Here is a 26,684-nt window from a genome sequence, read left to right as displayed (position 1 = left end):
AGACACCGTGACCTGGCTCAACACCAGTACAGAAGTTCGCAGGCAGACACATGTCGCGCAGAAAGCGGTTCCTTTTCCGCCGCCTGTCGACTGCCTTCAGTAAGACGAATTGCCGGATATTAAGATCCGAAGGTTTCGACCCATCGCATGAGAGATGATCGACTCAAGAAAGCATCCCAGAAAAACCGGGTTTCTTCCAAAAAATTTCAGGTTGAACGCCGATGTTTGAGCTCTCAGTAACCACACCAGTAATCAGTGATTGTCAGCGAGTATCGGTTTTGATTTGGTACCGACAACGCCGCTGATTAGGCAAGGCAAGCGTGGTGTTGGGCCTCTTTGGCTTGAGGTTGCCGAGGTGCTCAAGGCCCAGATCAATGTTTCTATCAACGCATTTCCGTATTTGATTTGGCGCTAATGTAGACTCTCGGCTAGGCAGGGGGTGGGGCGCTACCAGTCAGAAGAGAGAACCTTCGCATGGCTACGATGCACTACGCCTACGGCGCCCCTGCCGCAGCTGCTGCAGCCTACGGCTTCAACCTAGTCGATCTCCAGTACGCCTCATCGGTCAACGCCCTGCCGGATGGCTCCAAGGCCTTGATTTGGCTGGATGAAAGCAACGGCGTAACCGCCTCCTTCATAGACAAGGTGACGCCTCTCCTCAACAATCCGAAGGTTTTTGGATTTTATCTGACCGATGAACCTGATCCCACTGGTAAATATCATACCCAGGTCAGCGCTGCGAATCTGAAGGCCGAATCAGACTGGATTCACTCCCATTTCCCGGGGGCCAAGACTTTCATCACTCTGATGGACATGGGGTCATTCACAAATTCCGACTACACCAACACCTATAATCCGGCCAACACCGGCATCGACTACTACGGAATAGATCCCTATCCGGTGCGCTCGACCGTGGTGGACTTCAACTACATCGATCGAGCCGTAGCAGCCGCGCTGAAAGCGGGCATACCATTGAGTGCAATCGTTCCGGTGTATCAGGCGTTCGGCGGCGGTGGCTGGGCGACCAATACGGGCGGTTCGTATGTGATGCCTACGACCGCCCAAGAGCAGACCATGTTGGACCATTGGGCAAAGCTCGTTCCTTCACCTGCCTTTGACATGGTCTACAAATGGTCTTCGCAGAACGGCGAGACATCGCTCGGCAACACGCCGTCAATGCAGGCTTTTTTCCAGGATCACAACAGCCATACCGGGACAACGACCCCGCCGCCAACCACGCCAACCACCCCAACCACTCCTCCCCCTGTCGATCCTACTCCGACCACGGACAAAGTCGTCGGTACCAGCGGCGCCGATGTTCTTCAGGCAGTCGGCGCGCACACGATGACCGGTTATGGCGGCAACGACACATATTATGTTGACAGCGCTAGTGATCGGGTTGTCGAGGCTTCCGGCGGCGGGACAGACAAGGTGCTCACCTCAGTGAGTTATGCGCTTTCCGCCGGCTCATCGATCGAGCATCTCGCCACCACCAATGTGGCCGGCACAGCGGCAATCAACCTGACCGGCAACGAATTCGGCCAGACGCTCGAGGGCAATGCCGGCAACAACATTTTTAAAGGCGGCGGTGGAGCCGACACCATGATTGGCCACGCCGGGAACGACGATTACTGGGTAGACAATGCCGGCGACAAGGTGATCGAGACCGCTGGCCAGGGTCAGGACAGGATATGGACCTCTGTAAGCCATTTTCTCTCGGCCGGCTCGTCGATTGAAGTCCTTGGCACCACGAACGAGTCCGCCACCACGGCAATCAACCTCTCCGGCAACGAGTTCGCCCAGACCATCCAGGGCAATGCCGGCAACAACATCATCAACGGCGGCCGTAGCTCCGACACATTGACCGGCTTTGGCGGCAAGGATGTTTTCGTCTTCAGCTCCTTGCTCGGCGCCAGCAATGTCGACAGGATCACTGACTTCAACCCGTCGCAGGACAAGATCTACCTTGATGATGCTATCTTCAAAGGACTGAAGACTGGAACGCTCGCCAGTGCTGCTTTCCATGGCGGGACGGCAGCACACGACAGTACCGACCATATTGTCTACAACAGCACGACCGGAGCGCTCTATTTCGACAGTGACGGAGCTGGTGGCGCCGCTCAAACGCAATTCGCCACGCTTGCTCCACATCTCGCGATCACGTCAAGTTCATTCGTGGTGGTCTGAGAACGTCAACTGCCCTCGCGCCTGCTTTCGTGATGAACGAAGCAGCGCGAGGGCAATTGCGCGGGGCTTCCTGCCGGGCGTATGGTTCATGAGGAACCCACGCGCCTGAGACGTTGTCTCTATAGGCAGAGGCCACTGCAGGCAGGGGCCTCGGCGCTGACTATGCGCAACCTACAAAGCCGACCATCATCGGCGAAATCCCGAGATGGAACAACCCGTTACAGACTATAGCGCACCGACTACGCCGTTGGGCCTTGCTGTCTGACCATGCCTTCACCTTGCGAGATCGGCGGATCTCGCCGAGCTGGCGTTCCCAACCCTTGGACCTGCTCCGGGGGCGTCAACCGTTTCGCGCGCTCACCAGAAGCAACTGAGCCCCGTTCGCGATCGGTGCACGGCCGATATGTCCGCGTCAGGCCTGCCTCGTCCGGGGCAGTTGAATCCCGATGCAATCGCCCGCAATTCCCCTCTGAGACTGAAGTCACATACGCCCGTCATCTTCCGGGATTAATGGAAGGTATCTGCAGTTTGGGGCGTGACCATGCCTATAGCTAACGATCTGCTCGACGTGGCGCTCCAGTTTGAGTGCCCGGTCTGCAAACATCCAATCATTCGAAATGGCTCATGGTTTAAGTCGATTTCTCGCTTCACCTGTGACGGCTGCGGGGCTGGGCTTCGGCTAGGTTATTTCGACAAACTGGCTCTGTTCGACAGGCATAAGCATTTGGTCCACTCGCGCTGGCGATCAGCGGGATCGATTGAATAGTTGAATCGTCGGATACCGCGATCCGGATCTGAGGCGATGTCTGTCGCCTACACGCACCGGCTGGCCAGAATGGATAGCGATCGGACAGCAGTAGACCAACCCGTCGATTTACTCATCCGGGGCAGGATGGTGTGTCGGCAAGTCCGCCCACGCGCGTAGCGAGAAATGCGATGTCGGATCAACCCGGGCGGCGTCGCTGGCGCATACCCGGTCGAACCGCGGTACCTGCTATCCAGGTTCAAGCGCCCCGCCTCGGGCTTTGGGTGGGTAGAATCCAAAGCGCAATTCACGAGAAGCAAGCAAAACCTCAGACCATTCTCCATGGCCGCCTCTGCCGTGCGGTCCCACGGGGAAACCGACAACGCATTCCCGCACACGTCTCGCGGTAAATTTGGTATGCATATGCGAGGGAGAGGGGGAAACAGATGAAACACGATCCTGGCTTGCCGTCCGGCGCGACGTCGACGCTCCTGTTTCCGAAGACCTGATGCAAAAGCAAAGTAAGATCTCATGTCTTCTTCAGATGTGACCGGCTCATCCAGCCCCGCGGGCTGGGGATTGGCTGCAAAGCTGTTTACAACCCTCGTCCTTCTTGGCGCGATCGCAGTCATGGTCTCCGGGGCGCTCGGCTACTTCCGCGCCCGCGACGCTCTCGAAAAAGCAGTCTTCGACCAACTCACGGCCGCCCGTCAGACCAAGACGCGCCAGGTCGAAACCTACTTCCGCACAATCCAGGCCGAACTGCGCCTGCTTGCCGCCTCCAAAATGGTGGTCGATGCGACACGCGAGTTCCGGACCGCGGTCGACCAACTCGACCGGGCAGGCGCTCCGCCTGAACTGCGGCAGAAGGTCGGCGATTGGTATGCTGAGAGCTTCATCCCCGGCATGACGCGCACCCTTGGCAGGGAACCGGCCCTGTCGGACTACCTGCCGGTCGATGGTGCCCCCTACTATCTGCAGTATCACTACATTGTGGAAAATCCCAACCCCGCGGAGCGGCGCAAGCTTCTCGACGACGCCGGCGACGGAAGCGAATACTCCAGGCTGCACGCCATATATCATCCATTGATGCGCGCTGCGGCTACCACGGTCGGCTTTTTCGATCTCATGATTGCCGATCCCAAATCAGGTCGCCTGATCTATACGGTCGAGAAGGAGGTGGATTTCACCACGTCCCTTCAGTCGGGTCCGTACCGCAGCACCAACGTCGCGGCCGCCGTCGCCCGCTGCTCGCAGATCGCAGGCCCGTCAGCCATCTGCCTGGAGGATTTCGCCTCTTATGCGCCATCAGGCGGCGCACCGGTCGCCTTCATGGCAGCACCGGTGATTGCCCAGGGCGTCGTCATCGGCGTGCTGGTCGCGAAACTGTCGAATGATGAGATCGACAACGTCGTCACCGGTAACCGCCGCTGGCGGCAGGAAGGGTTCGGCGACACGGGTGGGGCCTATCTCGTCGGACCCGATTATCTGGCGCGTTCTGGCCCGCGGGCGTTCTACGAGAACCGGGATAGCTTCTTCGCCGACCTCAAATCCGTCGGCGCCTCGGAAGAGGAGATCGCCGTCATTCAGCGTTACGGGACACCAGTGCTGCATCAGCGCATCGACACCAAGGCCTCCCGTGCCGCGCTCGCCGGTGTCGAGGGCACGGGCGAGATCATCGGATACCGTGGCGTCCCGACGCTCGCTTCATGGGGACCGCTTGCGATTTCCGATGTCAAGTGGGCTCTCGTCGCCAAGATCGACAGCGCCGAGGCCTTCGCACCGATCGCCGAACTCCACCGGGATCTGTTGCTCGTCGGCGGACTGGCGATGCTCGTGGTCGCCGCCATCGCCGCCTGGCTTTCGCGCGCGCTGCTCGGACCGCTCCGCGATCTCACTGCCGGAGTGAAACGCTTCTCCGCTGGCGACTATGCGACCAGCGTGCCGGTCCGCACGCGCGACGAGATTGGCGAGCTCTGCTCGGCGTTCAATGGCATGGTTGAGGATCTGCACCAGAAGAATGTCGTGATCGAGAACAAGAACCGCGAGAACGAGCAGTTGCTGCTCAACGTCCTGCCGGCACCGATCGCCAATCGGCTGCGCGCTGGCGAGGAGAAGATCGCCGACGGCTTCGCCGAGGTCACGGTCGCCTTCGCAGATCTGGTCGGGTTCACGGCACTGACATCGGAAATGCCGCCGCACGATGTCGTGATGTTTCTCAACGGACTCTTCACGCGCTTCGACGTTGCCGCCAATGATCTCGGCATCGAGAAGATCAAGACGGTGGGCGACTCCTATATGGCGGTGTGCGGCCTACCCGTGCCGGTGGCCAACCACGCCGAGCGCATGGTCCGCATGGCCATCCGCATGGTCCACATTACCCGCGAGCACGCGATGGAACACAACGTCTCGATGAAGCTCAGGGTTGGCGTCAACAGCGGTCCAGTGGTCGCCGGCGTCATTGGCAAGAGTAAGTACATCTATGATTTATGGGGCGACACAGTGAACCTGGCGAGCCGCATGGAGTCTGGTGGAGTTCCTGACTCTGTTCAGGTGACGCGCCCCGTCTACGAACAGCTCAAGGACCAATTCGTCTTCGAGCCGCGCGGCGCTATCGAAGTCAAAGGCAAGGGAAAAGTGGACGCCTGGGTGTTGAGATTTTAGTTGCGGGGGCAGCTCCGATGCCGGCCTGCCCTCCACCTGTCCGCCGTCAATGGCTTTCGCCGCAGGCGCGACTGGGCGCCCTGAGGGGACCCGAATGTCCGCTTCGCGCCTCATCGCGGCCGTATAAGCCAGCTTTGCGGCTTCCTGAAAACTGACGGCGTAAGCGGCCGCGCTGGAGGTCGTCGTGCACCAGGAGCACACTATGCGAAAGCGAACCTCGCGATCTGCATTGGTCAGCGTTCGGGCAATCCCGCCAGCCTCAGAGCTTCGGCCACCTGATCTGCCCATTCCGGCATGTGTCTAAAGAAGGGCAGCGACCGATATTGGTCGATCGTGAAGCCCGGCTGGGCAGCCAGGAGCTTCCGAGCGGCCCAGCGGGCGGTCTCCAGGTCTCCGTCCATTGCCGACCAGGCGGCGAGGTATCGATAGGACATGATGATGTCTGGATGAGCGCTGATGACCTCGCGGGCGATCGCGACCGCCTGGGAAAGAGAACCTGTCTTGGCCATGGCGGTGGCCATGCCCAGCCTCATGTTGAATGTGAGCGGATCCATTGGGCTCAGTGTCATCGCCTGCTGGAATCGTTCGAGCGAGCGAGCGACTTCGCCCTTGTAGATCGCGATCCAGCCATGGCGGGCCCATGCCCACGCATTGTTTGGATCAAGCTTGAGAGCCTTCTCGATAAAGGTGGTGGCACGCTCCTGGTCGCCGCACATGCTCAAGGCTGAGCCGGCGGCGGTCAACGCGGTTGGATCATCGCTGATCGAACCCGCAGCCTCAACCGCCGCGCGCGCCTTTTCCAGCTCCCTCTCCGGCTGGTCGGTCCAAAGATACGCGGCCTTCGAGGCGTGGCACCATGCCAAAAGCGCATGCGCGCGACCATAGGCCGGATCGATCGTGATCGCCTTTTGCAGCATCTCTATCGCCTGGTTGTTGGTGTCCTTGCGGCGGCCCCAAAGGTTCGGATAGGCGCGCATGACGAGATCATAGGCCCGCAGGCTGGTCGGCGGCTTGCGCTTGGCCAGCTCGATCTCGGCGCCACGGATGGCCGGATGGATGGCGCCGGCCACCTGCGCCGCGATCCTGTCCTGGAACTCGAAAACGTCCTCGGTCGCACCCTCGTAGCGCTCGGACCACAGTTGCGCCCGCGTCTCGGCATCGACCAGTTGCACGGAAATGCGCAGCCGGTCGCCGCCCCGCCGAACAGTGCCTTCGACCATGTAAGCGACGCCGAGTTCTCTGCCGACCTCGCGCACGTCGACGAAGCGTCCCTTGTAGGTAAAGGCGGATTGACGTGCGATTACGAAAAAGTCCCGGATGCGGGAAAGCGCAGCAGTGATCTCCTCGACAACGCCGTCGGCAAAATACTCGTCGTCCGCTCCACCGAGATTGTCGAAGGGCATCACCGCCACCGACGGCTGGTCATGCGATCTGGCAGACACAATCTGAGACGGCTCAGTGTCGTGCACCGCCGCGGTCTGGCGATTTCCAGCCCGCGATTGTAGCAACACCGCCAGTGACTGCGTCTGTGCCTCGGGTTCTACGCCCAGATGCTTCTTCAGCAGCGCACGGCAGGACGCGAACTGTCGCAAGGCCGCGTTCTCCTGGCCCCTCACAGCGTGGATGCGCATCAGCGCTCGATGCGCTGCCTCCGCGGTCGGATCCGAAGCGAGCAGCCTTTCCGCGAGCCGCTCACAAGCCGCTTCGTCCGCGGATCCGGCTTCGGACTGCGCCAAGCTCAGGTGTTCCACCAACTGCATCGCTTTCTGTCGGTATCTGATCTGATACGGGCTGAACCATTCATCTAGACCGTCCGGAATGGCCTCACCCGACAGGACATCACCACGGTAGAGGTCGGCGGCGACGGCGAGGTCCGCCGTACCGCTTTCGGCGAGCTTCCGCTCAAAGAGCCAAATATCCGCCTCGTCCGGACCGGCCGTCAGCGCCACCGTCTCCTGATCCCCCTCGATATAAATGGCCGCGTCGCCGCCGGCGGGAAACCATCGCCTGATGTCGGCCAGGGCCTGGCGCAGACTGTTGCGCGCCTGCGCGTCGCCTCTTCCTGGCCAAAGCCCTTCGGAAAGTTGCTCGCGATGGCGGCCGCGACGACCCGCCAGGACCAGGGCGGCAAAAAGAAGTGCGGATTTGCGCGTTGCGAAGCGGACGGGCTGGCCCCCTCCGGAAGTCACTTCAAGACCGCCAAGCAACCGGATGCGCACAAGCCCTCTCCAGATTTCGAATACGCTAGCAGCAGAATAACATCTTCGGCAGCCGATTTAACGCGGATTTAACGGCGGCCCGCCGGGCTTTCCTCCGTGGTTCACGCCCGGCTGAACAGCCGCAAAGCGCCAGTGTGACAAGCTTCGATCGCAATCTGAAACGGGAGAGCAAGATGACTCACACGCAAGCTCGCGCCGAGACCCGCACATCGAAACGTCAGCTGCCTGGCGTAACCTCGAAAAGCGTGGCAACGGCGGTCGCCGCCTTCATCGCGTGGCGGCGAACCATTGCAGCGCGCAGGGCGATAAAAGACCTGACCCCTGATCAGTTGAAGGACATCGGCTATTCCGAGTCCCCTGCGCCAAAGTTCTTCGTCAGGGTCGGCCTCATGACGGATCTGATGTCGATGAGATAAAGTCGGCGATGATCCACGGGGCGGCGGCGCGGTGTGGCGGTGGTCGTCATCCCTGGCGACGTGGCGATTCAGAATTACGAGGCGCCTTTTCTCGGCGCCGCCGCTCTCGCAATCCGACAGCCGGTCGTCGTTCCTGCAGCCGATCAACTCGATGCGCTCGCCGATCTGTTCAACCGAGCACCGCCCGGAGCCCTGAGTCGTTCTGGCGGAGACGTTCCTCGATCCATTGCGCCGTGCGGTCGTAGGCGTCCGAAAACAACTCGGAATGCCGACTCCAATCCATGAAAGTGCTCGAAACCTGCGGACAGACCAAGACATCCTCGTCGCCGACGGCAATGTCCTGCGGCCCGTGTGCCAGGATACTCGCGGCAATAACCTGAAGCATGCTCGGAACCTGCGGCAGGCGGGCACGGCCGAAAGGGTTCAGCAGGGCGATCGCCAGTTCCGATCTTCCGGGGATGCGGTCATAGTCGATGTGGTATTTTTGCGGTCCACTGGACCCAAAGCTCACGATGACATTGGGGCCGGTCTTGAGTTCCCTCATCTGTTCCAGCGGCAAATTGTTCATGATGGCGCCGTCCACCAGCATATCGCCGTCAGCCGTAAAGAACGGCGGCAGGACACCCGGGAGCGAGCCGGATGCCCGAACGGCTTGCCAGAGTTTTCCACGACGGTGGACATGGGGCTGACGGCTGCTCAGATTGGTCGAAAGCGCAAAGAACGGAACCCAAAGATCTTCGATCAGAACGTCGCCGTATTCCTCCCGAAGGGCTCGATCGAAGGCTTTGTGATCTAGAAGCGCGAAACGCGGCCAGGTGGGGCGCCGAAACGCCCGACTCTTGACAAATATGTTGTGCGTGCCGCGGTCGATCTGCTCGGCGTCCAACCCTCTTGCGAAGCCGGCCATCATCGCCGCTCCGGAACTCGTCCCGCCGAGATAGTCGAAGCGCCCGCCCGCCTCGACGAAGGCCTTGTAAACGCCCAGATGGGCGCTGCCCAGGGACCCACCCCCCGCCGCCACGAAGCCACGTGCCTTGCAGGAAATAAATCGGACCAGGCGCTGGATATCAGACGCGTCCTCCAGCGCAACATGATGATGCTGGCCGACATGGGGGCGCTCATCGAGCCACGCAGAGGTGCCGGAGACCGCAGCCGAGCGATTGTCGTGAATTAACACAAGCCGACCGGTCGATGGTGGATGGACCGATAGCGCCAATTGCTCGGACGTGTTCAAGCGAGGCGAGGAGGACGCGTTCGCTAGCAGCAGGACGGCATCGGCCTGGCGAATGCAGACTCGTGTCCATTCATTAGGTTCTTCATCCGCGACGTAGACAACGAATTCAGCTTGCGCCTCCAGTTCGTTCAACCAGTTAAGGACCGGCTGGTCGTCGATCGGACGACCTGCGAACTTCGCGTGGACGTCAAGCCGGGAAACGAACTGAGCGCGCGTGACCGCGCCGAACTCTTGCTGTAGGTGCCCGATGAAAACCGGTGAGATGCGACTTCCGCCGGCTGCAATGATGGCAAGCGTTCGGATTTTGGCAGGTTTCTGGAGACGTGACAAAACCGCAGATTGCGTGGCGAACCGGCGCGCCAGAGATATTGTGACCGCCTCTCTCAGGTTCGGCAGAGCCTCGGCCGCCTTCTCGAAATGATTACGACTGATTTCAAGGACGATCGAATCGCGCGCTGCAAGAACAGTGGCCGTACGGGGCAGCCCTGCAAAGAAACCAATTTCGCCGACTAGTTCGCCCTGTGCGATCTCGGCGACCGAGCCAATCCGATCTCCCTTGTGTACCGTAAAGCGACCGGACAGTACGACGAAGAACCTGTCCGATGGATCGCCTTCGCGAACCAGGACCTCACCGCGCCTTAGGACCCGACGGTCGGATTCGGCAGCCAAAGCCTCGAGCGCCAGCAACGACGCACGATCGAACATCAATGTCGCCGACAATAATCTCGCGGCGAGAGAATCGGCGGAGGACATTTTGAGCCATCCGGGGAACGCATTCGCTCCGGTAATTGTATCCCGTACCGCTCGTGTTTGCAGCATCGCCGAACCGCAACGTTGCCGGCTGGAGCCCGTCTATGGATCAAAATTCTGATGTGCCGACCTTATGCGAAGCATTGGTTCACCGTGGCGTCCGCGAGGCGTTCGATCCGCGGCAACTGGTGGGGATTCGCCAGACCATCTCGAAGGCGCGCCGTCGCTGCGGACGCTTCTGACTATCCAAGGCCCGAAGCTGCCGGTCCGCTCTCGGCTCAACTGCAGCATTTTCCACTTTGAGGCGAAATAATTCTCAATTATGGTCCACCAGACTGAAGGCATGGGGGATTGCCGATGGTTTTGTCACGCAGGGGTGTCGTGATCGGTGGCCTGGCGCTGGTCGCGGCCAGTGCAACCGGCACTGTTGTTCAAGCCGCGGCGGCGGCAAAATCCTTTTTCGCCGGTACCGCCAGCGACAACAATTTTGTCTATCGCAAGACCAACTTCGCCAAGATCGACAAGAGATGGCATCGCCAGATCGTCAAGTATTTCAGCACCGAGCCGGTCGGCACGGTCGTGGTCGATACCCGCCACCACTTCCTCTACCTCATCATGGAAAACAAGACCGCCATCCGCTACGGCGTCGGCGTCGGCAAGGAAGGCTTCAAATGGTACGGCCGCGCGACGATCGACCGCCGGGCGCTGTGGCCGCAATGGGTCCCGCCCCCCGAAATGCGTAAGCGCAGGCCGGAGCTACCGCCCATGATCGAAGGCGGCGCGCCCAACAATCCGCTCGGGCCGCGCGCGCTCTATCTTTACCGCGACGGCGCCGACATCGGCTACCGCCTGCATGGCACGCTGGAGCCATGGAGCATCGGCACCGACGCTTCCAGCGGCTGCATCCGCATGTTCCCGGAAGACATCATCGACCTCTACCAGCGGTGCCCGATCGGCACTGCGGTGGAGGTCCTGCCGCACATCGCCGACCAGGCGCCCCCTTCCACCACCGTCGAATGATTGGGCGCATCATGAACCGCATGATTGAAAACACGCGCCGGCTGCTCACCGCCAGCCTGCTGGTGCTGACCGCATCCTGCTCGACCAGCAACACGCTGACCCCGCCCACGCCCGACGTCACCAACGCCGAGATTGCCGGCTTCCAGAACGTGCAGCCGGGCAGCGAGGAGGATTTTATCCTCAATGTCGGCCGGCGCACCTATTTCACGAAAGGTTCGGCCGCGCTCGATTCTGTCGCCAAGACCACCCTCGACACCCAGATCGCCTGGTTGTCAAAGTATCCGCGCTGGCTGCTCAAGCTGCAGGGTTTCGCCGACGATCCCGGCGCAAGCGAAACAGCGCTGTCGCAGCAGCGCGCCGATGCAGTGATGAACTACCTCGCCGCCGGCGGCATAGACCGCAACCGCATGTGGGCCAAGGGCTACGGCAAGGACAGGCTCGTCCGCGACTGCCCCGACAACGCCTGCAGGTCGCAGAACCGCCGCGTTGTGTCCAATCTGCGCGATGAGAGGGACGACTCGTAGGGGGCTGCTGTTTTGCTTGTCACCAAATCAGAGTCTCACAACGCGACGGAATTTACCCGTCTCTGCACTCCTGCTTGTATCATTCGTCGCCGCCCGCATTGGCTTCCGGCATAACTTGCAGCAACGGTTGCGGTGATACTGCGATCTCTCCCGTGAAGGGCCGATCGTGCGCGAGAATTAACAGAACGGATGCCGCCACGCCGGTCGCAAAACTTCCAAGAGCGATCGCCGATGCCATTCGGTTATCACTATGAACGACCGCGATCGCGAGAAGAGCACAGAAGGCTTGCAGGATCAGGCAGGCCCACTTCGTGGGGTTGACTTGTGCCGAGCTGACGAGAATCCGTTGGCGACGCGCCTCGAAGGCGTCTTCAAGCCACCTCGTAATCTCGCGCTGCGCGATCTCCTGGCCGGGATTGCTTGGCGCCAAGGCCAGCGTCGTCCGCAGCGCCTCGTTAAGCGCCGGCGGGATTATGGTGAGGGTCGCCGCGCCCTCGGCCATCAGCGGCCACTCCTGGCTCGTCGTTTCCTCGATATAGCTGCGCACTAGCATCCGTAGGCGCGCCTCGGGCTCCCCGGGAAAGCTGCTCGCCAGAACCACGACCGACCGCAATGCACTGGCCTCGCGATTGACTGCCGCATTGGCGTGATCGTTGTCGCTCCAGACCTGAGCCGCGGTGAACGCCACAAATAGGCCAAAGATGATACCGAGCGGCGGCAACATGCCAGGCGAAAGCGCCTTGAATGACCGCGCCGTGGAGCCCGCCGACAGAGCGGCGATGACTTGGTGCAAGATGAACGCGACGATATAGGTGGCCCCGAACACGACGAGAGCCATCCAGGCGAGTGGAAGAGTATGCAACCAGCCACTCATAGTAGCGCCTGCCCCATCCCCGAGAATTCGTCGTCAGGCGTTTGTAGGGCCGTCGTTCCACTCGTGGCAATGCCACTGTGTTCCATCGTGTCGACAAAACTCTATGCACCGGTGCAATCGGCTGACAACCGGCCTGTTACGCCGCGAAGTCGAACCGGCAATGGTCGTGCCGGCCATCGCAGGCGCAGTAGGTCTCCTCGCAGTCGACCGCCGTCGGATCCGCAAGGCCGAGCAGGAACGAGAAGGCACCGGTGACGAAACCTTCGAACATGTAGCAGACGCGCTGTCCGCGTTGGTGCCCGGCTTCGAGCGCGAAGATCGAATTCCTCAGGCTGATGCTGCCGCGACGCCCGGCGATATCCAGAACATCGATCGAGAACTGGCCCCAGCCGCGTTGCGACAGGCGCTGGAAATAGTGGCGGAAGGTTGCCTCGGGATCGAGGCCTTTGCCGCGCACCTGTGCCTCGCACCATTCGATGGCGGATTTCGCCGTCGCTGCGCGCAGGATGGTGCGATAGGCCTCACGGCCGAGGGCTGCCTCGACCGCGAGATGATTGTCCACCAGGAAATGCCTGGGCAGATAGACCATCGGCAGCCCGTCGGTCCGCCAGATGCCGTTTGCCTCATCGACATCGATCGGAACCGCGGGCTGCATTCTGCTCTGGCCTAGGCCGCTTGCCGCTGCGAAGCGACCGACGCCGACTGGTCCTTGTAGAGCTCGCCATCCTTCATGATGACGATGAGGTTCTTCTCATGCACCATCATGTCGAGGTCTTTTAGAGGGTCGCCATTGACCAGCAGAAGGTCGGCGATGAAGCCTTCCTTGACCATGCCGAGCTCGTCGCCAAGACCCATCACCTGGCCGCCGAGCCGTGTGCCGCACTGCAGCGCTTCGCTGGGGGAATAGCCCAGCAGGTCGACGAAGTGCTTCAGGTCGCGCGCGTTGGTGCCTTGCGGCGTCTGCGCGAAACCATAGTCGCCGCCGATCAGCGCGCGCACGCCGCGCTTACGCAGTTCGGTGTAGACCTTGCGGCTGTCGTCGAGGATGCGCTGCATGCCGAACTTCACCGCCATCTCATGGGTAAAGCCGAAGGGCTCGCCCTCATAGAGCGTGCCGTAGATGATGCCGATGGCCGGGCCGACGAAGATGCGGTCCTTGGCCGATTCGAGTGCGTCGAGCGCTTCCTCGTCAGCGGATTCGCAGTGGTAGATGACGTCGACGCCGCACTTCACCGCGCGCTTCACCGAACCGGCGGCGCGGGCATGGCAGTTGATCTTCTTGCCGAAGTCGCGCGCCACCGACACCGCCGTCATCACCTCGGCCTCGCTCATGACGGTCAGGCCGCCGTGCGCCGCGGGGCTGAGATCGTCGCCTGAGATGTTGATCTTGATGTTGTCGGCGCCTTCGCGGCAGCACAGCCGCACCGCCTTGGTGATCTCCTCGACGCCGTCGGCGATCATGCCGAAGCTCTCGTGATACATATGCTGCTGGCGCTCGTCGCCGAGACCGCCGGTGACGGTGATCTCCGGGCTGCCGGCGCGCATGCGCGGTCCGGGCAGGCGGCCGGCATTGATCTCGTTGCGGATGACGATGTCGAGCCTGAGCTTCGACGTGGCGGCGCTGTAGGCGCTGGTGAAGCCGTGGTCGAGCAAGGTCTTGGCGTTGCGCATGGTGAGCAGCAGATGCTCCTCGGGCGGGATCAGGCCGAGATCGGAATCCTTGATCGCGCCGCCGAAGGAGATGTGAGCATGGCCTTCGACGAGGCCCGGCATCAGCGTCATGCCGCGGCATTCCACGGTCGTTGCGCCCTCGCCCGACATTTGTCCGGGCGTACGCGCAATGGTGACGATGCGGCCATTGTCGACCAGCAGATCGGCCGGAAAGGCATCGGCGCCGGTGCCGTCCCAGATCATGGCATTTCGAAACATCACTCTTGTCATGACATCGTCCTTTCGCGTTTGGCGAGGGTTACTGATTGACGGCTTGCCGGGCGGCGACATCGTCGGCCACGACATTGGACAGGATGCCGACGCCTTCGAGTTCGATCTCGCAGACATCGCCATGCTTCATGAACAGTTGCGGCTTGCGCGCCATGCCGACGCCGGCCGGCGTGCCGGTGACGAGAATGTCGCCGGGCTCGAGTGTGATGGCTTCGCTGATGATCGAGATCAGCGAGGCGACATCGAAGATCATGTCGTTGGTCGAGGCGTTCTGGACGATCTCGCCGTTAAGCCGCGTCTGGATGCGCAGGCCCTTGCCGCCCGGCGGCAATTCGTCCGCCGTCACGAAGATCGGTCCGAACGAGCCGGTGCCGTCAAAGTTCTTGCCGACAGTCCATTGCGGCGACTTGGTCTGGAAGTCGCGGATCGAGGCGTCGTTGAAGATGGAATAGCCGGCGACATGGCTGAGCGCCTGCGCCAGCGGAATGTGGCGGCCGGCCTTGCCGATGACGGCTACCATCTCGCCTTCATAGTCGAGCTGGATCGAGGCTTCCGGGCGGCGGATCGCCGCGCCATGCCCGATCAGGCTGCTCGAAAAGCGGGCAAACAGGGTCGGATAGGCCGGCGGCGTAAAACCGCTTTCGATCGAGTGGTCGACATAGTTGAGGCCGACGCAAATGATCTTGCCGGGCGTCGCGATCGGCGGCAGCCATTCGACCGTCTTCGCATCGATCTTGCGACCGCAGGCCAGTTTCTCACCGGCGGCGTGCAGCGCTTGACCACCTTCGGCGATCAGTTCGTCCAACCATCCCGGAAACATCGCATCGCTGGCGTCGATGCCGCGGAACTCGCCTGTCGGCAAGACGATCGCCAGCCCAGGTCCCCGCGGCGATTTATAGACTGCAAATCGCACTGGCTATGTCCTCGTTGGTGAAGGCTGGACTTTGTTGAGAAATTATATATCTGTCAACAGAGAATATATTATTTTGCATTCTGATTTCGGGCTGGAATAATGTATCAAGGCTCCTCAATGGACGGATTCGGCCGCGGGCAAGCGAATGGCTAGGGAAGGCTCGATCAATCTCACCCAGGGCGCGTATGAAGATCTGCGCGCCGACCTGTTGTCGTGCCGGATCGCGCCGGGCAGCCGGCTCAAGGTCCAGGAACTCTGCGACCGCCTGTCCGTCAGTCTCGGCGCCATCCGCGAGGCGCTGTCGCGGCTGACCTCTGAAGGTCTTGTCGTGGCGGAGCCGCAGCGCGGCTTTCGGGCCGCCCCGATCTCGGCCGAGGACTTGCTCGACCTCACCAAGACCCGCATCCAGATCGAGACGCTGTGCATCCGCCGCGCCATCGAGGTCGGCGACGTCGCCTGGGAATCGCAGCTGGTCGCCGCGCTTCACCGGCTGTCGCGCACGCCCGAACACACGCCGGACGATCCGGTGCATTCGAGCGACGAATGGGCGACCGCGCATGCGGCCTTCCACAAGGCGCTGGTGGCCGGCTGCGACAGCCACTGGCTGCTGCGCCTGCGCGACCAGCTTTACGACCAGAGCGAGCGCTACCGCCGCCGCTCGGTCTCGCTGGCGCCAAAGGCTCGCAACATCATCAAGGAACATCAGGACCTCGCCGCTGCGTTGCTCGACCGCAATGCCGAGAAGGCCGCCGAATTGCTGGCGGCGCATCTGGCTGTCACCACCGACATCCTGCTGGCGGCGGAGGCCTCCGACCTTCCAGCGCCAAAGACGACGGTGCGGGCGTAGCGTTTCATTTCCAAATTCCTCCGGGAAACAAAACGCCGCCCTTCGCAGGGCGGCGTTTTTGCGTCACGAACTACTGGCGCAGATTGGTCCAGATCCGGTCATAGGCGCGGATCGCCTTCTCGTCGCATGACGGCGCGAACGTGATTTTCAGGTCGGCCGGCGGATTGAACTCCGGCGAGCCGCCAATGTCGGGCGCCAGGAACTTGTTCGATCCGGCGATCGCACTCTGGTAGCCGGTGTATTTCTGCTGCAGCGCGATGTTTTCCGGATCCATCAGGAAGTTCAGGAACTTCTTGGCGTTCTCGACATTGGGCGCGCTGGTCGGCACCGCGACATTGTCCATCCAGCCGACGACACCTTCCTTGGGATAGACGTATTTGACCGTCGACTTCTGCTGGCGTGTGGCCAGCGCCTTGCCCGACCATTGCTCATGCATGACCGTTTCGCCGGCAACCTGGCGCTCGACGATGCCGTCGGAATTGTAGACTTTCACGAAGGGTTTCTGCCCCTCGAGCAAGGCGTTGAGCTCCTTGAGATCAGCCGGATTGCTGTTGCACTGGTCCTTGCCGAGATAGACCAGCGCCAGCGACATCACCTCGGTCGGCGAGCCGAACATGCCGACCTTGCCCTTCAGTTCAGCCGGCGGATCGAACAGCGGTTTTAGACTGTCAGTCGGTCCCTTGTAGACGGCGGTGTCGACGGAATAGGAGGTTGTGCCCCACACCCATGGCACAGTGTATTTTGCATCGGGATCCCAGGACCGGTGCTGCCATTCCGGATCGACGTTTTTGAAGTTCGGCATCGCGCCTGCGTCGACTTCCTGGAACAGCTTCTGCTTGACGAAGATCGGCACGAAATCGTTGCTGATGATCATCACGTCATAGCCGGCGGCGCCCGAGCTCAGCTTGGCGAGCGCGGTCTCGTTGGAATCGTAGGTGTCGATGGTGACCTTGATCCCGGTCTCGGCCTCGAATTTCTTGATCATTTCGTCCGACGTGTAGTCGGTCCAGTTGTAGATGTGCAGTTCGCCGGCGTCCGCCAGCGCATGGGTGGTGATCGCGCCGAGCATGGCGGCCGCCAAGGCTAGTCCCGAAAGTCCTTCCTTCCATTTGGTCACGGTCATTCTCCTCTGGTCTGTTTTCTTATTTTCTAGGCAAATCTGTTGCGTCGTCCGACGAGCAGGGCCGCGGCGACGAAGACGATGGAAACGGCAAGCAGGATTGTGGAGATGGCGTTGACCTCCGGCGTCACGCCAAGCCGCATCATGCCGTAGATGTAGACCGGCAGCGTCGTAGAGCCGGCGCTCGACACCATCATCGAGATCAGGAAATCGTCGAGCGAAACGACGAAGGCCATGATGGCGCCGGCGGAGATCGCAGGCAGCAGCAAAGGCAGCGTGACACGGCGAAACAATCGCCACTCATCGGCATAGAGATCGCGCCCCGCTTCCTCCAGCGTACCGCCCATGTCGCGCAGCCGTGCCTGGATCGGTAGCAGCGCGAACGGGATGCAAAAGACGGTGTGGGCGATCATCAGGTTGATCAGCCCATGATGCATGCCGAGACCCGAGAAGAAGATCAGCGTGGTGATCGCCACGACGATCTCCGGCACCACCAGCGGCATCGCGATCAGCGCCGTCGCCGTGCCCCGCCCGAAGCGCAGCCGGCCGCGCTCCAATGCGATCGCGCCCGCCGTGGCGATGGCCGTCGACGCTATGGTGGCGACGATGGCGATGATGACGCTGTTGTAGGCGGCGTCGCGGATCGCGCCATTGTTGGCGACCGCGACAAACCATTTGAAACTGAAGCCGGCCCAGACGGTGACCAGCCGGCTCGAATTGAAGGCATAGATCACCAGGATCAGCAGCGGCGCGTAGAAGAACACGAAGATGAGCGCGGTGTAGGCCGACAGGCCGGGCGTGTGCCGCCAGTCGAAGGGCTTTGCTCCGTTCATCGCGGCTCCTCCTGCGCCCGGCGCGAACGGATGACGAAAACCGTCAGCACGACGACCGTCACCACGGTCGAGAGCGCCGCGCCAAACGGCCAGTTGCGCGATGAGGTGAACTGCATCTGGATCAGGCTGCCGATGAGCAGCTTCTTGCCGCCGCCAAGCAGGTCCGGCGCCAGGAACGAACCGAGCGCTGGCGCGAACACCAGCGAGGCGCCGGCCAGCGCACCGGGCCTTGCCAGGGGCCAGACGATACGGCGGAAGACAGCGGCGCGGCTGGCATAGAGGTCGTGCGCGGCCTCGATCAGCCGGGCATCGATGCGTTCCAGCGTCGAATAGATCGGCAGCACCATGAACGGCAGGAAGGTGTAGACAAGGCCGAGCAGGATCGATCCGTCATTATAGAGCAGCGGCAGCGGATCGGAGATGATGCCGGCATGGCGCAGCGCGCCATTCGCCAGCCCTTCGTCGCGCAGGATCAGGATCCAGCAATAGGTGCGGATCAACGTGTTGATCCAGAACGGCAGCGTGACCGCGAACAGAAGCACCCGCCGGCGCTCAGGCGTCTGGCAGACGATGTACCAGGCGACCGGCAGGCCTAGCACGAGGCAGATGATGGTGGTGGCAATGGCGAGGTAGATCGAGCGCAGGATGATCAGGGCGTAGCTCGGTGAAAACACCAGGCTGTCGTCGAAGTCGCGCTGGTAGAGGAACTGCAGATAGGCGTCGAAGGTCGCCGGCGCGGTCACGCCGCCATAGGGGTTGGCGGTCATGAAGGAATAGCCGACCGCCAAGAACAGCGGCAGCACCATGAAGATGCCGATGACCAGCATGGCCGGCGCAATCAGCAGCCAGGTGCGGTTCGGACCCATCTCAGTTGACCAGTTCGCGTTCGAGGTGCCGTGCCCAGTCGACGACGACCCGGTCGCCGGCCGAAAGTGCTGCACCACCGCGCGAGCGCGAGTGCAGTTTTGCCCCTTCCTCCAGCACGACTTCGTAGAGCGTGTCGGAGCCGAGGAAGGTGATGGCGGAGACCGCGCCCGTGGCGTGCCCCTTGGCGCCGTCCGATGCCGGCGACACCACGATGTGCTCCGGCCGCACGACGATCGTCTTTGCCGGATCGCGGCCAAGTGCTGCGCCTGGCAGCAGATTGGACTCGCCGATGAAGTCGGCAACGAAACGGTCCTGCGGATTGTCGTAGATGTCCCTCGGCGTGCCGACCTGCAGCACGTCGCCGCTGCACATGACAGCGATCCGGTCGGACATGGCCAGCGCCTCCTCCTGGTCGTGCGTGACCAGCACGAAGGTGATGCCGGTCTCGCGTTGCAACCGCTTCAACTCGCTTTGCATCCCCTTGCGCAGTTTGAGGTCGAGCGCCGACAGCGGCTCGTCGAGCAGAAGCACGCTGGGTTTTGGCGCCAGCGCGCGCGCCACCGCGACGCGCTGCTGCTGGCCACCCGATAGCTGTGCGGGCCGACGCGTGGCGAAGCCTTCGAGCCGCACCATCTCCAGCGCTTCCCTGACGCGCTCCTCGATCAGCGCTTTCGGCGCGTTCTGCATCTGCAGCCCGAACGCGACATTCTCGGCGACGCTCATATGCGGAAACAGCGCGTAGCTCTGGAACACGGTGTTGACCGGCCGCTTCTGTGGCGGCAGGGCAGCGACATCGCTGCCGGCAATGCGGATGGCGCCAGCACTTGGCGCCTCGAAGCCGGCGATCAGGCGCAGCAAGGTTGTCTTGCCGCAGCCCGATGGTCCCAGCAGCGTGAAGAACTCATTGTCGTAGATTTCCAAGCTGACTTCGTTCAGCGCGTGGACCGGGGCGGCGTCCCTGGTCACGAAGGATTTTGACACGCTGTGGATGTCGATCATGACCGGCACATTCCTGGACTGCATTTGAGATGGCCAAGAAGGCCATCACGGACACCTAGCACCGCACCTAAAAATTCGCTCCAAAATTATATTTGTCAACGGATAATATATTGTTTTTACGTTTCGACACGCGAATGTGTGGCGGACCCCGTTCTGACCTGTATCGGAGCCCTCGCCTTTCAGAGCACCTTGCCGCTTTCCGGGTCGACCAGGTGCATGTGGCCCATTCCGAGCGACAGCGTCGCCATCTCCCCTGGCTTCGGCGTCGCCGCCGGATCGATGCGTGCCGTCGCCTCCGCGCCGGCCACCAGCACATGCAGCAGCGTCTCCATGCCCATCGGTTCGACCACCTCGACCGGCACCTTGATGTCGACGCTATCGGGCCGCTCGCGCTGCTCGGTGATGTGCTCGGGACGCAGGCCGAATTCGAGCTCGCGTCCGACATGGCCGCCATAGCGCGCACTGCGGGCAGCCGGCACAGCAAGCGCCGTGCCATCGCCGAGCACCACTGCCAGCCTGTCGCCGCGCGCTTCGAGGCGGCACTTGAAGAAATTCATGCCGGGGCTGCCGATGAAGCCGGCGACGAAGCGGCTTGCCGGCTCATGGTACAGGTCGTTTGGCGGGCCGATCTGTTCGATGCGGCCCTTGTTCATCACCACGACGCGATCGGCCAGGGTCATCGCCTCGACCTGGTCGTGGGTGACGTAGACCGTGGTGGTGGCGACCATCTGGTGCAGCTTCTTGATCTCGGCGCGCATCTTGACCCTGAGCTTGGCGTCGAGATTGCTAAGCGGCTCGTCGAACAGGAACACTTTCGGTTGGCGCACCATGGCGCGGCCCATAGCGACGCGCTGGCGCTGGCCGCCCGACAGCTGGTGCGGCTTGCGCTGCAAAAGCTCGCTGAGATCGAGAATGTCGGCGACACGCGCAATGCGTTGCGTCACCTCGGTGTCAGGTACTTTGCGAATGCGCAGGCCGAACGCCATGTTCTGCGCCACCGTCATCTGCGGGTAGAGCGCATAGCTCTGGAATACCATGGCGATGTCGCGATCGCGGGCCGGGACGTTGTTGACGAGCTTGCCGCCGATAAGGATCTCGCCGCCGCTTGGCCGGTCCAACCCCGCCACCATGCGCAGCGTCGTCGACTTGCCGCAGCCGGAGGGTCCGACGAGGACGACGAATTCGCCCTCGGCAATGTCAAGGTCGATATCGTGAACGACCTTCAGGTTCTGATACCTCTTCGAAATCTTGCGCAGTTCGACCTCGGCCATGGAGCTATTCCTTTGCCGTGGGCGCGAACATGTCGAGCGCCAGTGCCGCGGTGCCGATCACGCCCGCGTCGTTGCCGTGCTCGGCCGCCACGATGACCGGCGGCCGGCCGGGCTTGAGCAAGACGAAATCCCGGACATTCTTGGCAATGCGATCGGTGAAGAAGGGACCGGCCAGCGACAGGCCGCCGCCGATGATCGCCGCCTCGATGTTGAGCATGTTCGACATGATGCCGATCATCTGGCCGAGCCAGCGCGCCACCTCGTCGACCACCTGCAGGGCGATCGCGTCACCTTGCTTGGCGAGATCGACGACGGTCTCGGCATCCTTGGCGTCGGTGTCCGGCTTGAGCTGGCGATAGCGATTGACCAGCGCACGTGCGCTGGCGAGGTTCTCGACCATGCCCGGCACCGGGTCGGCAATGTCGGTGCGAGCCGGGTCGAGCGAGATGCAGCCGAACTGCGGCGGCAGGCCGTCCGGGCCGTCAATGACCTTGCGATCGATGACCATGGAGCCGCCAATGCCGGTGCCGAGCGTCAGCAGCGCGAAGCGCGAGAACGGACGCCCGGCGCCATGGCGCATTTCGCCATGGGTGGCGCTGACGGCATCGTTGCGGACAACGGCCGGCACGCCGAAGCGGATGGAAAACAGTTTTGACAGCGATCCCTTGAGCAGCGCGGGGATCGCCGGGCAGCGGCCGTTGAGCATACCAGTCTCGGGGTTGGGCGTGCCCGGCACGCCGATGCCGATGGCGGCAATGTCGGGGAACGCCTGCCGCAGTTCCTCGGTCGCGTTGGTGACCAGATGAACGAAATCGGCGAACTCGATGTCGCGATGCACAGGCACAGCACCGCGTGCCAAGACCTTGCCTGAACCGTCGACGACGCCGAGCTTGACCAGGCTGCCGCCAATGTCGATTCCAACAGCGGTTACCATCACGCCTCCTTGCGGATGCGCACGTTGAGCCGCCGTCCGAGGTTGGGGTAGATCATCTTGTCCGGATCGATGCCGCGCGCGATCGCCAGCTCGCAGCCATACCATTGCAGCGGCATCGGCGCCCAGCTTCCGGCAAGCCATTGCTGCTCCGGCGCGGTCGGCCAGCTGACATCGATGTCGAAGCGCGTCGGATGACCGGAGAGGTTGAGGACGACCGTGCGCGGTCCGAGTTCGGCCAGCGCCTCGCCGAGATTGGCGGCGACCTTGGCTTCGGTCTCGGTCTGCGCGACGGCGATTACCAGGCTCTTGTCCGTCGTGCCGTAGACGTGGCCGTGCAAGGCCTCTTCGGTGTCGAAAGCAGAGGTCGGCACGCCGCTGATCTCGGCGATCTTGAGCGATGCTTCGAGCGCGGTGCCGAGATGCGTCGCCTGACCTGCGACCAGAATGTAATCGGGAACGCCGAAGCGGGCGACCAGGTCTTTTGCGGCAGCAAGACCGGTCTGCGCCGTCTGCTCCAGCTGGGCGAGCAGACCGGATACATCGATCGTCCGGTTGGCAAGCTTCGCCGCAACCGCGAGCACCGAGATGACGGTGGCGGTGTAGCCCATGGTCTTCGGACCAACCGTCTCCGGACCGATCGGCATGACGATCACTTCTGCGCCTGCCTGAGTAATCATGCTGTCGGCCTCGCCGGTGATGACAAGCGTCGGAAAGCCCATCTCCACCGACAGGCGCACAGCTTCGATCGTGGTGATACTCATACCGGACTGCGACGCCGCCAGGACCAGCGTGCGCTGGTTGGAGGCTTTGGGCGGCAGGCGCAGGAAAGCCTCCGGCTCCTTGGCGATCACCGAGGCACCGGTGCCCTCTTCCAGTGCCTCGGCGCCGGCCAGAAGCGCGTTCATCGACGAGCCGGTGCCGAGCAGCACAATCCGCTCCGGCGTCTGGCGCAGGCTGGCGAAACCGTCTAGCTCGGCACCGATCGCGGCGGGAAGCCCGGTGAGGGTCGCGGGCTGCCGGCGGATGTATTTGCCTATCTGCATGTCAGTGTTCCATCATTTCGAAATAGGTGTGCGTGGAAAATCTACTTGCTGTAGCCCTTGCTCAGGCCGCTGATGAATTGCCGCGAGAACAGGGTGAACAGCAGGACCAGAGGCACGGCGCCAAGCGTCAGTGCCGCGAGCAGCGCCGGATAGTCGTTCATGAACTGGCCGACGAATTGCTGCACGCCGAGTGTCACCGTCTGGTTCTGCCGGCTGGGCGCCAGGATCAGCGGAAACCAGAGGTCGTTCCACACCGGCAGCATGGTGAGCGCGGCCACCGCGGCGAGGCCCGGTCGGACCAAAGGCAACACGATCCAGAAAGTGCGCAATTCGCTGGCACCATCCATGCGCGCTGCTTCCTTGAGATCGGTCGGCACGGTACGGAAATAGGTGACCATCAGCGTCACCGCTATCGGGATGCTCATGGCGGTGTAGACGAGGATGAGCGCCACCAGCGTGTCCATCAGCCGCCAGGCCAGCATCATCTGGATCAGCGGGATGGTGCCGAGCCGAATCGGCAGCATGATGCCGAGCACGAACAGGCCGCCAAGCAGCGACGCCAGCCGCACGCGGTATTCGACCAGCGCGAAGGCGGCGAGCGTCGACAGCACCACGGTCAGCCCGATCGTCGTCACCGTGACGATCAGGCTGTTGCGGTAATTGACGATGAAATTGCCGCGCGTGAACACCCGCTTATAGCCTTCAAGGCTGAAGGTCTTGGCCGTCGGCAGATCGAACGGCCCACCAAAAATCGCCGGCGTCGTCTTCAGCGAATTGATAATGACGATCAGCACCGGTCCGATGGCGAGCAGCACAAAAACGATCAGCAGCGCATGCACGATGATGCGCTCGATGGTCCAGGGTTCGCGGTCCTGGCGGCGGCGGGCGGCTGGTATTGTAAGGTCCTGGGCGCTCATCTCAGCTCCTAGACCGAATAGGATTTCAGGCGGCGCTGGATCAGCCAGAAATAGGCTGCGGTCACCAGCAACACCGTGAGGAAGATGACCGTCGCGACCGCGCTACCCAGATCGAGATCGGCAAGCTGTCCGCTGGAGCCGAAGAAGGTGCGGTAGAAATAGGTGCCGAGAATATCGGTGCTGTAGTTCGGCCCGGGCGCCGATCCGTTGAGCGCGAACACCAGGTCGAAGCCGTTGAACGTCCAGATATAGGTGAGGATGGCGATCAGCCCGAATTGCGGCGCGATCAGCGGGAACTTGATCTTCCAGAAAGTCGTCCAGCCGTTGGCGCCGTCGATATTGGCGGCCTCGACCAGCTCGTTGGGTACCGCCAGCAGAGCGCTGTAGAGGAACACCATGGGGATGCCGAAATACTGCCATACCGACATCAGCGAGATGGTGGTGAGCGCGGTCGATTCCGTGCCCAGCAGCGGGAAGCCGACCAGGCCCCAGAGCGGGTTGATGATCAGCCGCCAGACGAAGCCGACGATCACCACCGACAGTGTGGCTGGGATGAACAGCAGCGTGCGGTAGATGCCTTCCGAGCGCGCCAGTTTGCCTGACGTCAGCAACGCCGCCAGCAGCAGCCCCATCGGCACTTCGACGATCAGATGGATGGCGAAATACTGCATGTTGTTGAGAAGCGCATTCCAGAAGCGGGCGCTGATGGTCGGGTGGGTGAACAGGCGCTCGTAATTGGCGAAGCCGACAAAGACGTCACCTGAAGCGCCGCTGGTCTGGAAGAAGCTCATGACGACCGAGGTCGCCAGCGGCAGCACGGCAAAGACCAGATAGACGGCCAGCGCCGGCAGCACGAACAGCAGCAGGTTTCGATAAGCGGCAGCGGGAGATATCAACGGAAAAACCTCATCTTCACGCCGGCACGAATGCGCCGGCATGCCGTCAGGCTTGCGCATGCCCTGCCTCGTGGCAAGGCATGCGCCAGGGAGTGCCGGATTACTTCTTCTGCGGTCCGTACCAGGAGGCGAGGCCGGCCTGGAGTTCGGTCGCAACCTGTTGTGGTGTGACGTCCGACTTGGTGAACATCACCTGCAGCAGGCGCCAGGTCTCGTCGTCGAGCGGCGGCGTGCCGGCGCTCAGCCGATCCAGCGCCAGACGCGGCGTCAGCTCGGCGCCCTTCTTCAGGTCGGCGAAGTCCTGCGCCAGCTTGTTCTTGTAGGTCACCGGCTTCGAGCTCATGGCGAAGAAGCCGGGCGCGGCGTTGACATAGAGCTCCTGGAACTCAGGCCCGGCGACCCAGTCGAGGAAGGTTTTTGCGGCGTCCTTGTGCGCGCTCTTGGCGTTGATGCCGATCCCCATGTCGGGCATTTCCTGGAGATAGCGCTGGTCGCCCGCCTTCGGCACCGGCGGACCGAACACGCCGACATTGAGGCCGGTCGAGGTCGCCTGGTTGATGTCCCATGAACCGTCGGGAAGGATGGCCGCTTTGCCCAGCGTGAACAGCTGCGTCATATCGGCATAGTTCAGGCTCTCCTGGCCGGAGGGCAGGAACGCCTTCCAGGCCTCGAAGGCGGCTATCGCGTCGACGAATTCCGGATCGGTCAGCTTCTTCTTGCCGTCGATCAGGCCGAGCCGGCCCTCCTCGCCTTTCCAGTAGGCCGGGCCGATCGAGTAGAGGCCGTTATAGGCGAGCTGCCAGGATTCGGCCGAACCATAGGCCAGCGGCGTGTAGCGGCCGTCCTTCTTGATTGCCGTGAGCACGTCGATGAACTCGGCGCTGGTGGTCGGCACCTTGAGGCCCAGCTCCTTGAAGATGTCGGCGTTGTAGTAGAAGCCGGCGAGCACGGCGGCGACCGGCAGGCAGTAGGTCTTGTCGTCGGCGCCGGTCCACGCCGCACGCGAGGTCTTGTCGAAATTCTCCAGGCCCGGCAGGCCTTCCAGCGATTCGAAATAGCCGCGCTTGATCCATTCGCGGTTCACATCGAACGGGCGGCAGGTGATCAGGTCGCCACCGGCGCCGCCTTCGATCTGCGACTGGATAGCGGCGTTGTATTCATTGGTGTTGATCGGCGCGAACTCGACCTTGATGTCGGGGTGCTTGGCCTCGAAGGCAGGCAAGATGGTGTCCTGCCACACCGCAATGTCCTCAGTGCGCCAGCTGTTCAAGGTGATGGTCACCGGGTCGGCAAAGGCGGCGCCGACACCGCCTGAAAACATCACGCCAAGCGTCGCCGCCAGCGGGATCGATACACGTATGGAACGCATTGTCCTGCTCTCCCTCAAGATGGTGCCTCGTGTGGATTCACGATTTTGCACTGTTGCCTCTGACCATACCTACTGATACATCTTGTGACAAGTGGTATTGT

General features: G+C 62.1%; 22 protein-coding genes. 6 read left to right on the top strand and 16 right to left on the bottom strand.

The window, feature by feature from the left end:
- The first annotated feature begins 474 nt into the window (after positions 1 to 474).
- On the top strand, positions 475 to 2,187 hold the full coding sequence (locus tag AC04SH_RS17925; protein ID WP_488576019.1) for a calcium-binding protein: 1,713 nt from the start codon (positions 475 to 477) through the stop codon (positions 2,185 to 2,187).
- Between the two features lie 1,276 nt (positions 2,188 to 3,463).
- The gene (locus AC04SH_RS17920; RefSeq protein ID WP_488576018.1) at positions 3,464 to 5,596 is read left to right on the top strand and encodes an adenylate/guanylate cyclase domain-containing protein; all 2,133 of its coding nucleotides are present in this window, start codon (positions 3,464 to 3,466) and stop codon (positions 5,594 to 5,596) included.
- 233 nt (positions 5,597 to 5,829) lie between these two features.
- Here the strand turns inward: AC04SH_RS17920 and AC04SH_RS17915 are convergent, their stop codons facing one another.
- Positions 5,830 to 7,815, bottom strand: coding sequence for a BTAD domain-containing putative transcriptional regulator (locus tag AC04SH_RS17915; protein WP_477232983.1), 1,986 nt, complete (start codon positions 7,813 to 7,815; stop codon positions 5,830 to 5,832).
- 173 nt (positions 7,816 to 7,988) lie between these two features.
- Between AC04SH_RS17915 and AC04SH_RS17910 the strand changes: the two genes are divergently transcribed.
- Complete coding sequence (locus tag AC04SH_RS17910; protein WP_142865988.1) at positions 7,989 to 8,231, top strand: DUF1127 domain-containing protein; 243 nt, start codon at positions 7,989 to 7,991, stop codon at positions 8,229 to 8,231.
- A gap of 169 nt (positions 8,232 to 8,400) precedes the next feature.
- Here the strand turns inward: AC04SH_RS17910 and AC04SH_RS17905 are convergent, their stop codons facing one another.
- Positions 8,401 to 10,218, bottom strand: coding sequence for a patatin-like phospholipase family protein (locus AC04SH_RS17905; RefSeq protein WP_488576017.1), 1,818 nt, complete (start codon positions 10,216 to 10,218; stop codon positions 8,401 to 8,403).
- Between the two features lie 354 nt (positions 10,219 to 10,572).
- Here AC04SH_RS17905 and AC04SH_RS17900 point away from each other — a divergent pair, with 354 nt between their 5' ends.
- Together AC04SH_RS17900 and AC04SH_RS17895 are read left to right on the top strand one after the other, a co-directional pair.
- Positions 10,573 to 11,235, top strand: coding sequence for a L,D-transpeptidase (locus AC04SH_RS17900; protein WP_477232985.1), 663 nt, complete (start codon positions 10,573 to 10,575; stop codon positions 11,233 to 11,235).
- Between the two features lie 11 nt (positions 11,236 to 11,246).
- On the top strand, positions 11,247 to 11,759 hold the full coding sequence (locus AC04SH_RS17895) for an OmpA family protein (RefSeq protein ID WP_477232986.1): 513 nt from the start codon (positions 11,247 to 11,249) through the stop codon (positions 11,757 to 11,759).
- Between the two features lie 79 nt (positions 11,760 to 11,838).
- Here AC04SH_RS17895 and AC04SH_RS17890 read toward each other — a convergent pair whose 3' ends face one another.
- The 4 genes from AC04SH_RS17890 to AC04SH_RS17875 form a co-directional block, all read right to left on the bottom strand.
- On the bottom strand, positions 11,839 to 12,633 hold the full coding sequence (locus AC04SH_RS17890; protein ID WP_488576016.1) for a bestrophin-like domain: 795 nt from the start codon (positions 12,631 to 12,633) through the stop codon (positions 11,839 to 11,841).
- Positions 12,634 to 12,769: 136 nt separating this feature from the next.
- The gene (locus AC04SH_RS17885; protein WP_488576015.1) at positions 12,770 to 13,288 is read right to left on the bottom strand and encodes a DUF5943 domain-containing protein; all 519 of its coding nucleotides are present in this window, start codon (positions 13,286 to 13,288) and stop codon (positions 12,770 to 12,772) included.
- 11 nt (positions 13,289 to 13,299) lie between these two features.
- Positions 13,300 to 14,574: a metal-dependent hydrolase family protein gene (locus tag AC04SH_RS17880; RefSeq protein WP_477232989.1), complete on the bottom strand. Its 1,275-nt coding sequence runs from the start codon at positions 14,572 to 14,574 to the stop codon at positions 13,300 to 13,302.
- A gap of 28 nt (positions 14,575 to 14,602) precedes the next feature.
- Positions 14,603 to 15,487, bottom strand: a complete 885-nt coding sequence (locus AC04SH_RS17875) for a fumarylacetoacetate hydrolase family protein (protein ID WP_488576014.1) — start codon at positions 15,485 to 15,487, stop codon at positions 14,603 to 14,605.
- 145 nt (positions 15,488 to 15,632) lie between these two features.
- Between AC04SH_RS17875 and AC04SH_RS17870 the strand changes: the two genes are divergently transcribed.
- Positions 15,633 to 16,334, top strand: a complete 702-nt coding sequence (locus AC04SH_RS17870) for a GntR family transcriptional regulator (RefSeq protein ID WP_488576013.1) — start codon at positions 15,633 to 15,635, stop codon at positions 16,332 to 16,334.
- Positions 16,335 to 16,404: 70 nt separating this feature from the next.
- On the opposite strand, the gene AC04SH_RS17865 is transcribed toward AC04SH_RS17870, so the two are convergent.
- From AC04SH_RS17865 to AC04SH_RS17820, 10 genes are all read right to left on the bottom strand, one after another.
- The gene (locus AC04SH_RS17865; protein WP_488576012.1) at positions 16,405 to 17,451 is read right to left on the bottom strand and encodes an extracellular solute-binding protein; all 1,047 of its coding nucleotides are present in this window, start codon (positions 17,449 to 17,451) and stop codon (positions 16,405 to 16,407) included.
- A 32-nt stretch (positions 17,452 to 17,483) separates the two neighbouring features.
- Positions 17,484 to 18,287: an ABC transporter permease gene (locus tag AC04SH_RS17860; protein WP_488576011.1), complete on the bottom strand. Its 804-nt coding sequence runs from the start codon at positions 18,285 to 18,287 to the stop codon at positions 17,484 to 17,486.
- Positions 18,284 to 19,153, bottom strand: a complete 870-nt coding sequence (locus AC04SH_RS17855; protein ID WP_488576010.1) for an ABC transporter permease — start codon at positions 19,151 to 19,153, stop codon at positions 18,284 to 18,286. The genes AC04SH_RS17860 and AC04SH_RS17855 overlap by 4 nt, the downstream gene beginning before the upstream one ends.
- Position 19,154: 1 nt before the next feature.
- Positions 19,155 to 20,177, bottom strand: coding sequence for an ABC transporter ATP-binding protein (locus AC04SH_RS17850; RefSeq protein ID WP_488576009.1), 1,023 nt, complete (start codon positions 20,175 to 20,177; stop codon positions 19,155 to 19,157).
- Between the two features lie 155 nt (positions 20,178 to 20,332).
- Positions 20,333 to 21,424, bottom strand: a complete 1,092-nt coding sequence (locus AC04SH_RS17845; RefSeq protein ID WP_488576008.1) for an ABC transporter ATP-binding protein — start codon at positions 21,422 to 21,424, stop codon at positions 20,333 to 20,335.
- Positions 21,425 to 21,428: 4 nt separating this feature from the next.
- Positions 21,429 to 22,358: an ROK family protein gene (locus AC04SH_RS17840; protein WP_488576007.1), complete on the bottom strand. Its 930-nt coding sequence runs from the start codon at positions 22,356 to 22,358 to the stop codon at positions 21,429 to 21,431.
- A complete protein-coding gene (locus tag AC04SH_RS17835; RefSeq protein ID WP_488576006.1) occupies positions 22,358 to 23,401 on the bottom strand; it encodes an SIS domain-containing protein in 1,044 nt (347 codons plus the stop codon). Before AC04SH_RS17835 ends, AC04SH_RS17840 begins: the two co-directional genes overlap by 1 nt.
- 41 nt (positions 23,402 to 23,442) lie before the next feature.
- Positions 23,443 to 24,318 carry a carbohydrate ABC transporter permease gene (locus tag AC04SH_RS17830; protein ID WP_488576005.1) on the bottom strand — a complete coding sequence of 292 codons (876 nt, stop codon included), beginning with the start codon at positions 24,316 to 24,318 and terminating at the stop codon, positions 23,443 to 23,445.
- An 8-nt stretch (positions 24,319 to 24,326) separates the two neighbouring features.
- On the bottom strand, positions 24,327 to 25,274 hold the full coding sequence (locus AC04SH_RS17825; protein WP_488576004.1) for a carbohydrate ABC transporter permease: 948 nt from the start codon (positions 25,272 to 25,274) through the stop codon (positions 24,327 to 24,329).
- A gap of 40 nt (positions 25,275 to 25,314) precedes the next feature.
- Positions 25,315 to 26,583 carry an ABC transporter substrate-binding protein gene (locus AC04SH_RS17820; RefSeq protein WP_477232999.1) on the bottom strand — a complete coding sequence of 423 codons (1,269 nt, stop codon included), beginning with the start codon at positions 26,581 to 26,583 and terminating at the stop codon, positions 25,315 to 25,317.
- Positions 26,584 to 26,684 lie beyond the last annotated feature (101 nt).

This window comes from Mesorhizobium sp. CNPSo 4688, assembly GCF_057784295.1.
Note: the sequence above shows the minus strand (reverse complement) of the source record. Positions and strands in the feature narration are given on the sequence as shown.

Excerpts from the sequence above, each read along its gene's own strand:
- AC04SH_RS17925 (WP_488576019.1), top strand. The coding sequence starts at position 475 with ATGGCTACGATGCACTACGCCTACGGCGCCCCTGCCGCAGCTGCTGCA.
- AC04SH_RS17920 (WP_488576018.1), top strand. The coding sequence starts at position 3,464 with ATGTCTTCTTCAGATGTGACCGGCTCATCCAGCCCCGCGGGCTGGGGA.
- AC04SH_RS17910 (WP_142865988.1), top strand. The coding sequence starts at position 7,989 with ATGACTCACACGCAAGCTCGCGCCGAGACCCGCACATCGAAACGTCAG.
- AC04SH_RS17905 (WP_488576017.1), bottom strand. The coding sequence starts at position 10,218 with ATGTCCTCCGCCGATTCTCTCGCCGCGAGATTATTGTCGGCGACATTG.
- AC04SH_RS17900 (WP_477232985.1), top strand. The coding sequence starts at position 10,573 with ATGGTTTTGTCACGCAGGGGTGTCGTGATCGGTGGCCTGGCGCTGGTC.
- AC04SH_RS17895 (WP_477232986.1), top strand. The coding sequence starts at position 11,247 with ATGAACCGCATGATTGAAAACACGCGCCGGCTGCTCACCGCCAGCCTG.
- AC04SH_RS17890 (WP_488576016.1), bottom strand. The coding sequence starts at position 12,633 with ATGAGTGGCTGGTTGCATACTCTTCCACTCGCCTGGATGGCTCTCGTC.
- AC04SH_RS17885 (WP_488576015.1), bottom strand. The coding sequence starts at position 13,288 with ATGCAGCCCGCGGTTCCGATCGATGTCGATGAGGCAAACGGCATCTGG.
- AC04SH_RS17880 (WP_477232989.1), bottom strand. The coding sequence starts at position 14,574 with ATGACAAGAGTGATGTTTCGAAATGCCATGATCTGGGACGGCACCGGC.
- AC04SH_RS17870 (WP_488576013.1), top strand. The coding sequence starts at position 15,633 with ATGGCTAGGGAAGGCTCGATCAATCTCACCCAGGGCGCGTATGAAGAT.
- AC04SH_RS17860 (WP_488576011.1), bottom strand. The coding sequence starts at position 18,287 with ATGAACGGAGCAAAGCCCTTCGACTGGCGGCACACGCCCGGCCTGTCG.
- AC04SH_RS17855 (WP_488576010.1), bottom strand. The coding sequence starts at position 19,153 with ATGGGTCCGAACCGCACCTGGCTGCTGATTGCGCCGGCCATGCTGGTC.
- AC04SH_RS17850 (WP_488576009.1), bottom strand. The coding sequence starts at position 20,177 with ATGCAGTCCAGGAATGTGCCGGTCATGATCGACATCCACAGCGTGTCA.
- AC04SH_RS17845 (WP_488576008.1), bottom strand. The coding sequence starts at position 21,424 with ATGGCCGAGGTCGAACTGCGCAAGATTTCGAAGAGGTATCAGAACCTG.
- AC04SH_RS17840 (WP_488576007.1), bottom strand. The coding sequence starts at position 22,358 with ATGGTAACCGCTGTTGGAATCGACATTGGCGGCAGCCTGGTCAAGCTC.
- AC04SH_RS17835 (WP_488576006.1), bottom strand. The coding sequence starts at position 23,401 with ATGCAGATAGGCAAATACATCCGCCGGCAGCCCGCGACCCTCACCGGG.
- AC04SH_RS17830 (WP_488576005.1), bottom strand. The coding sequence starts at position 24,318 with ATGAGCGCCCAGGACCTTACAATACCAGCCGCCCGCCGCCGCCAGGAC.
- AC04SH_RS17825 (WP_488576004.1), bottom strand. The coding sequence starts at position 25,274 with ATGCGCAAGCCTGACGGCATGCCGGCGCATTCGTGCCGGCGTGAAGAT.
- AC04SH_RS17820 (WP_477232999.1), bottom strand. The coding sequence starts at position 26,583 with ATGCGTTCCATACGTGTATCGATCCCGCTGGCGGCGACGCTTGGCGTG.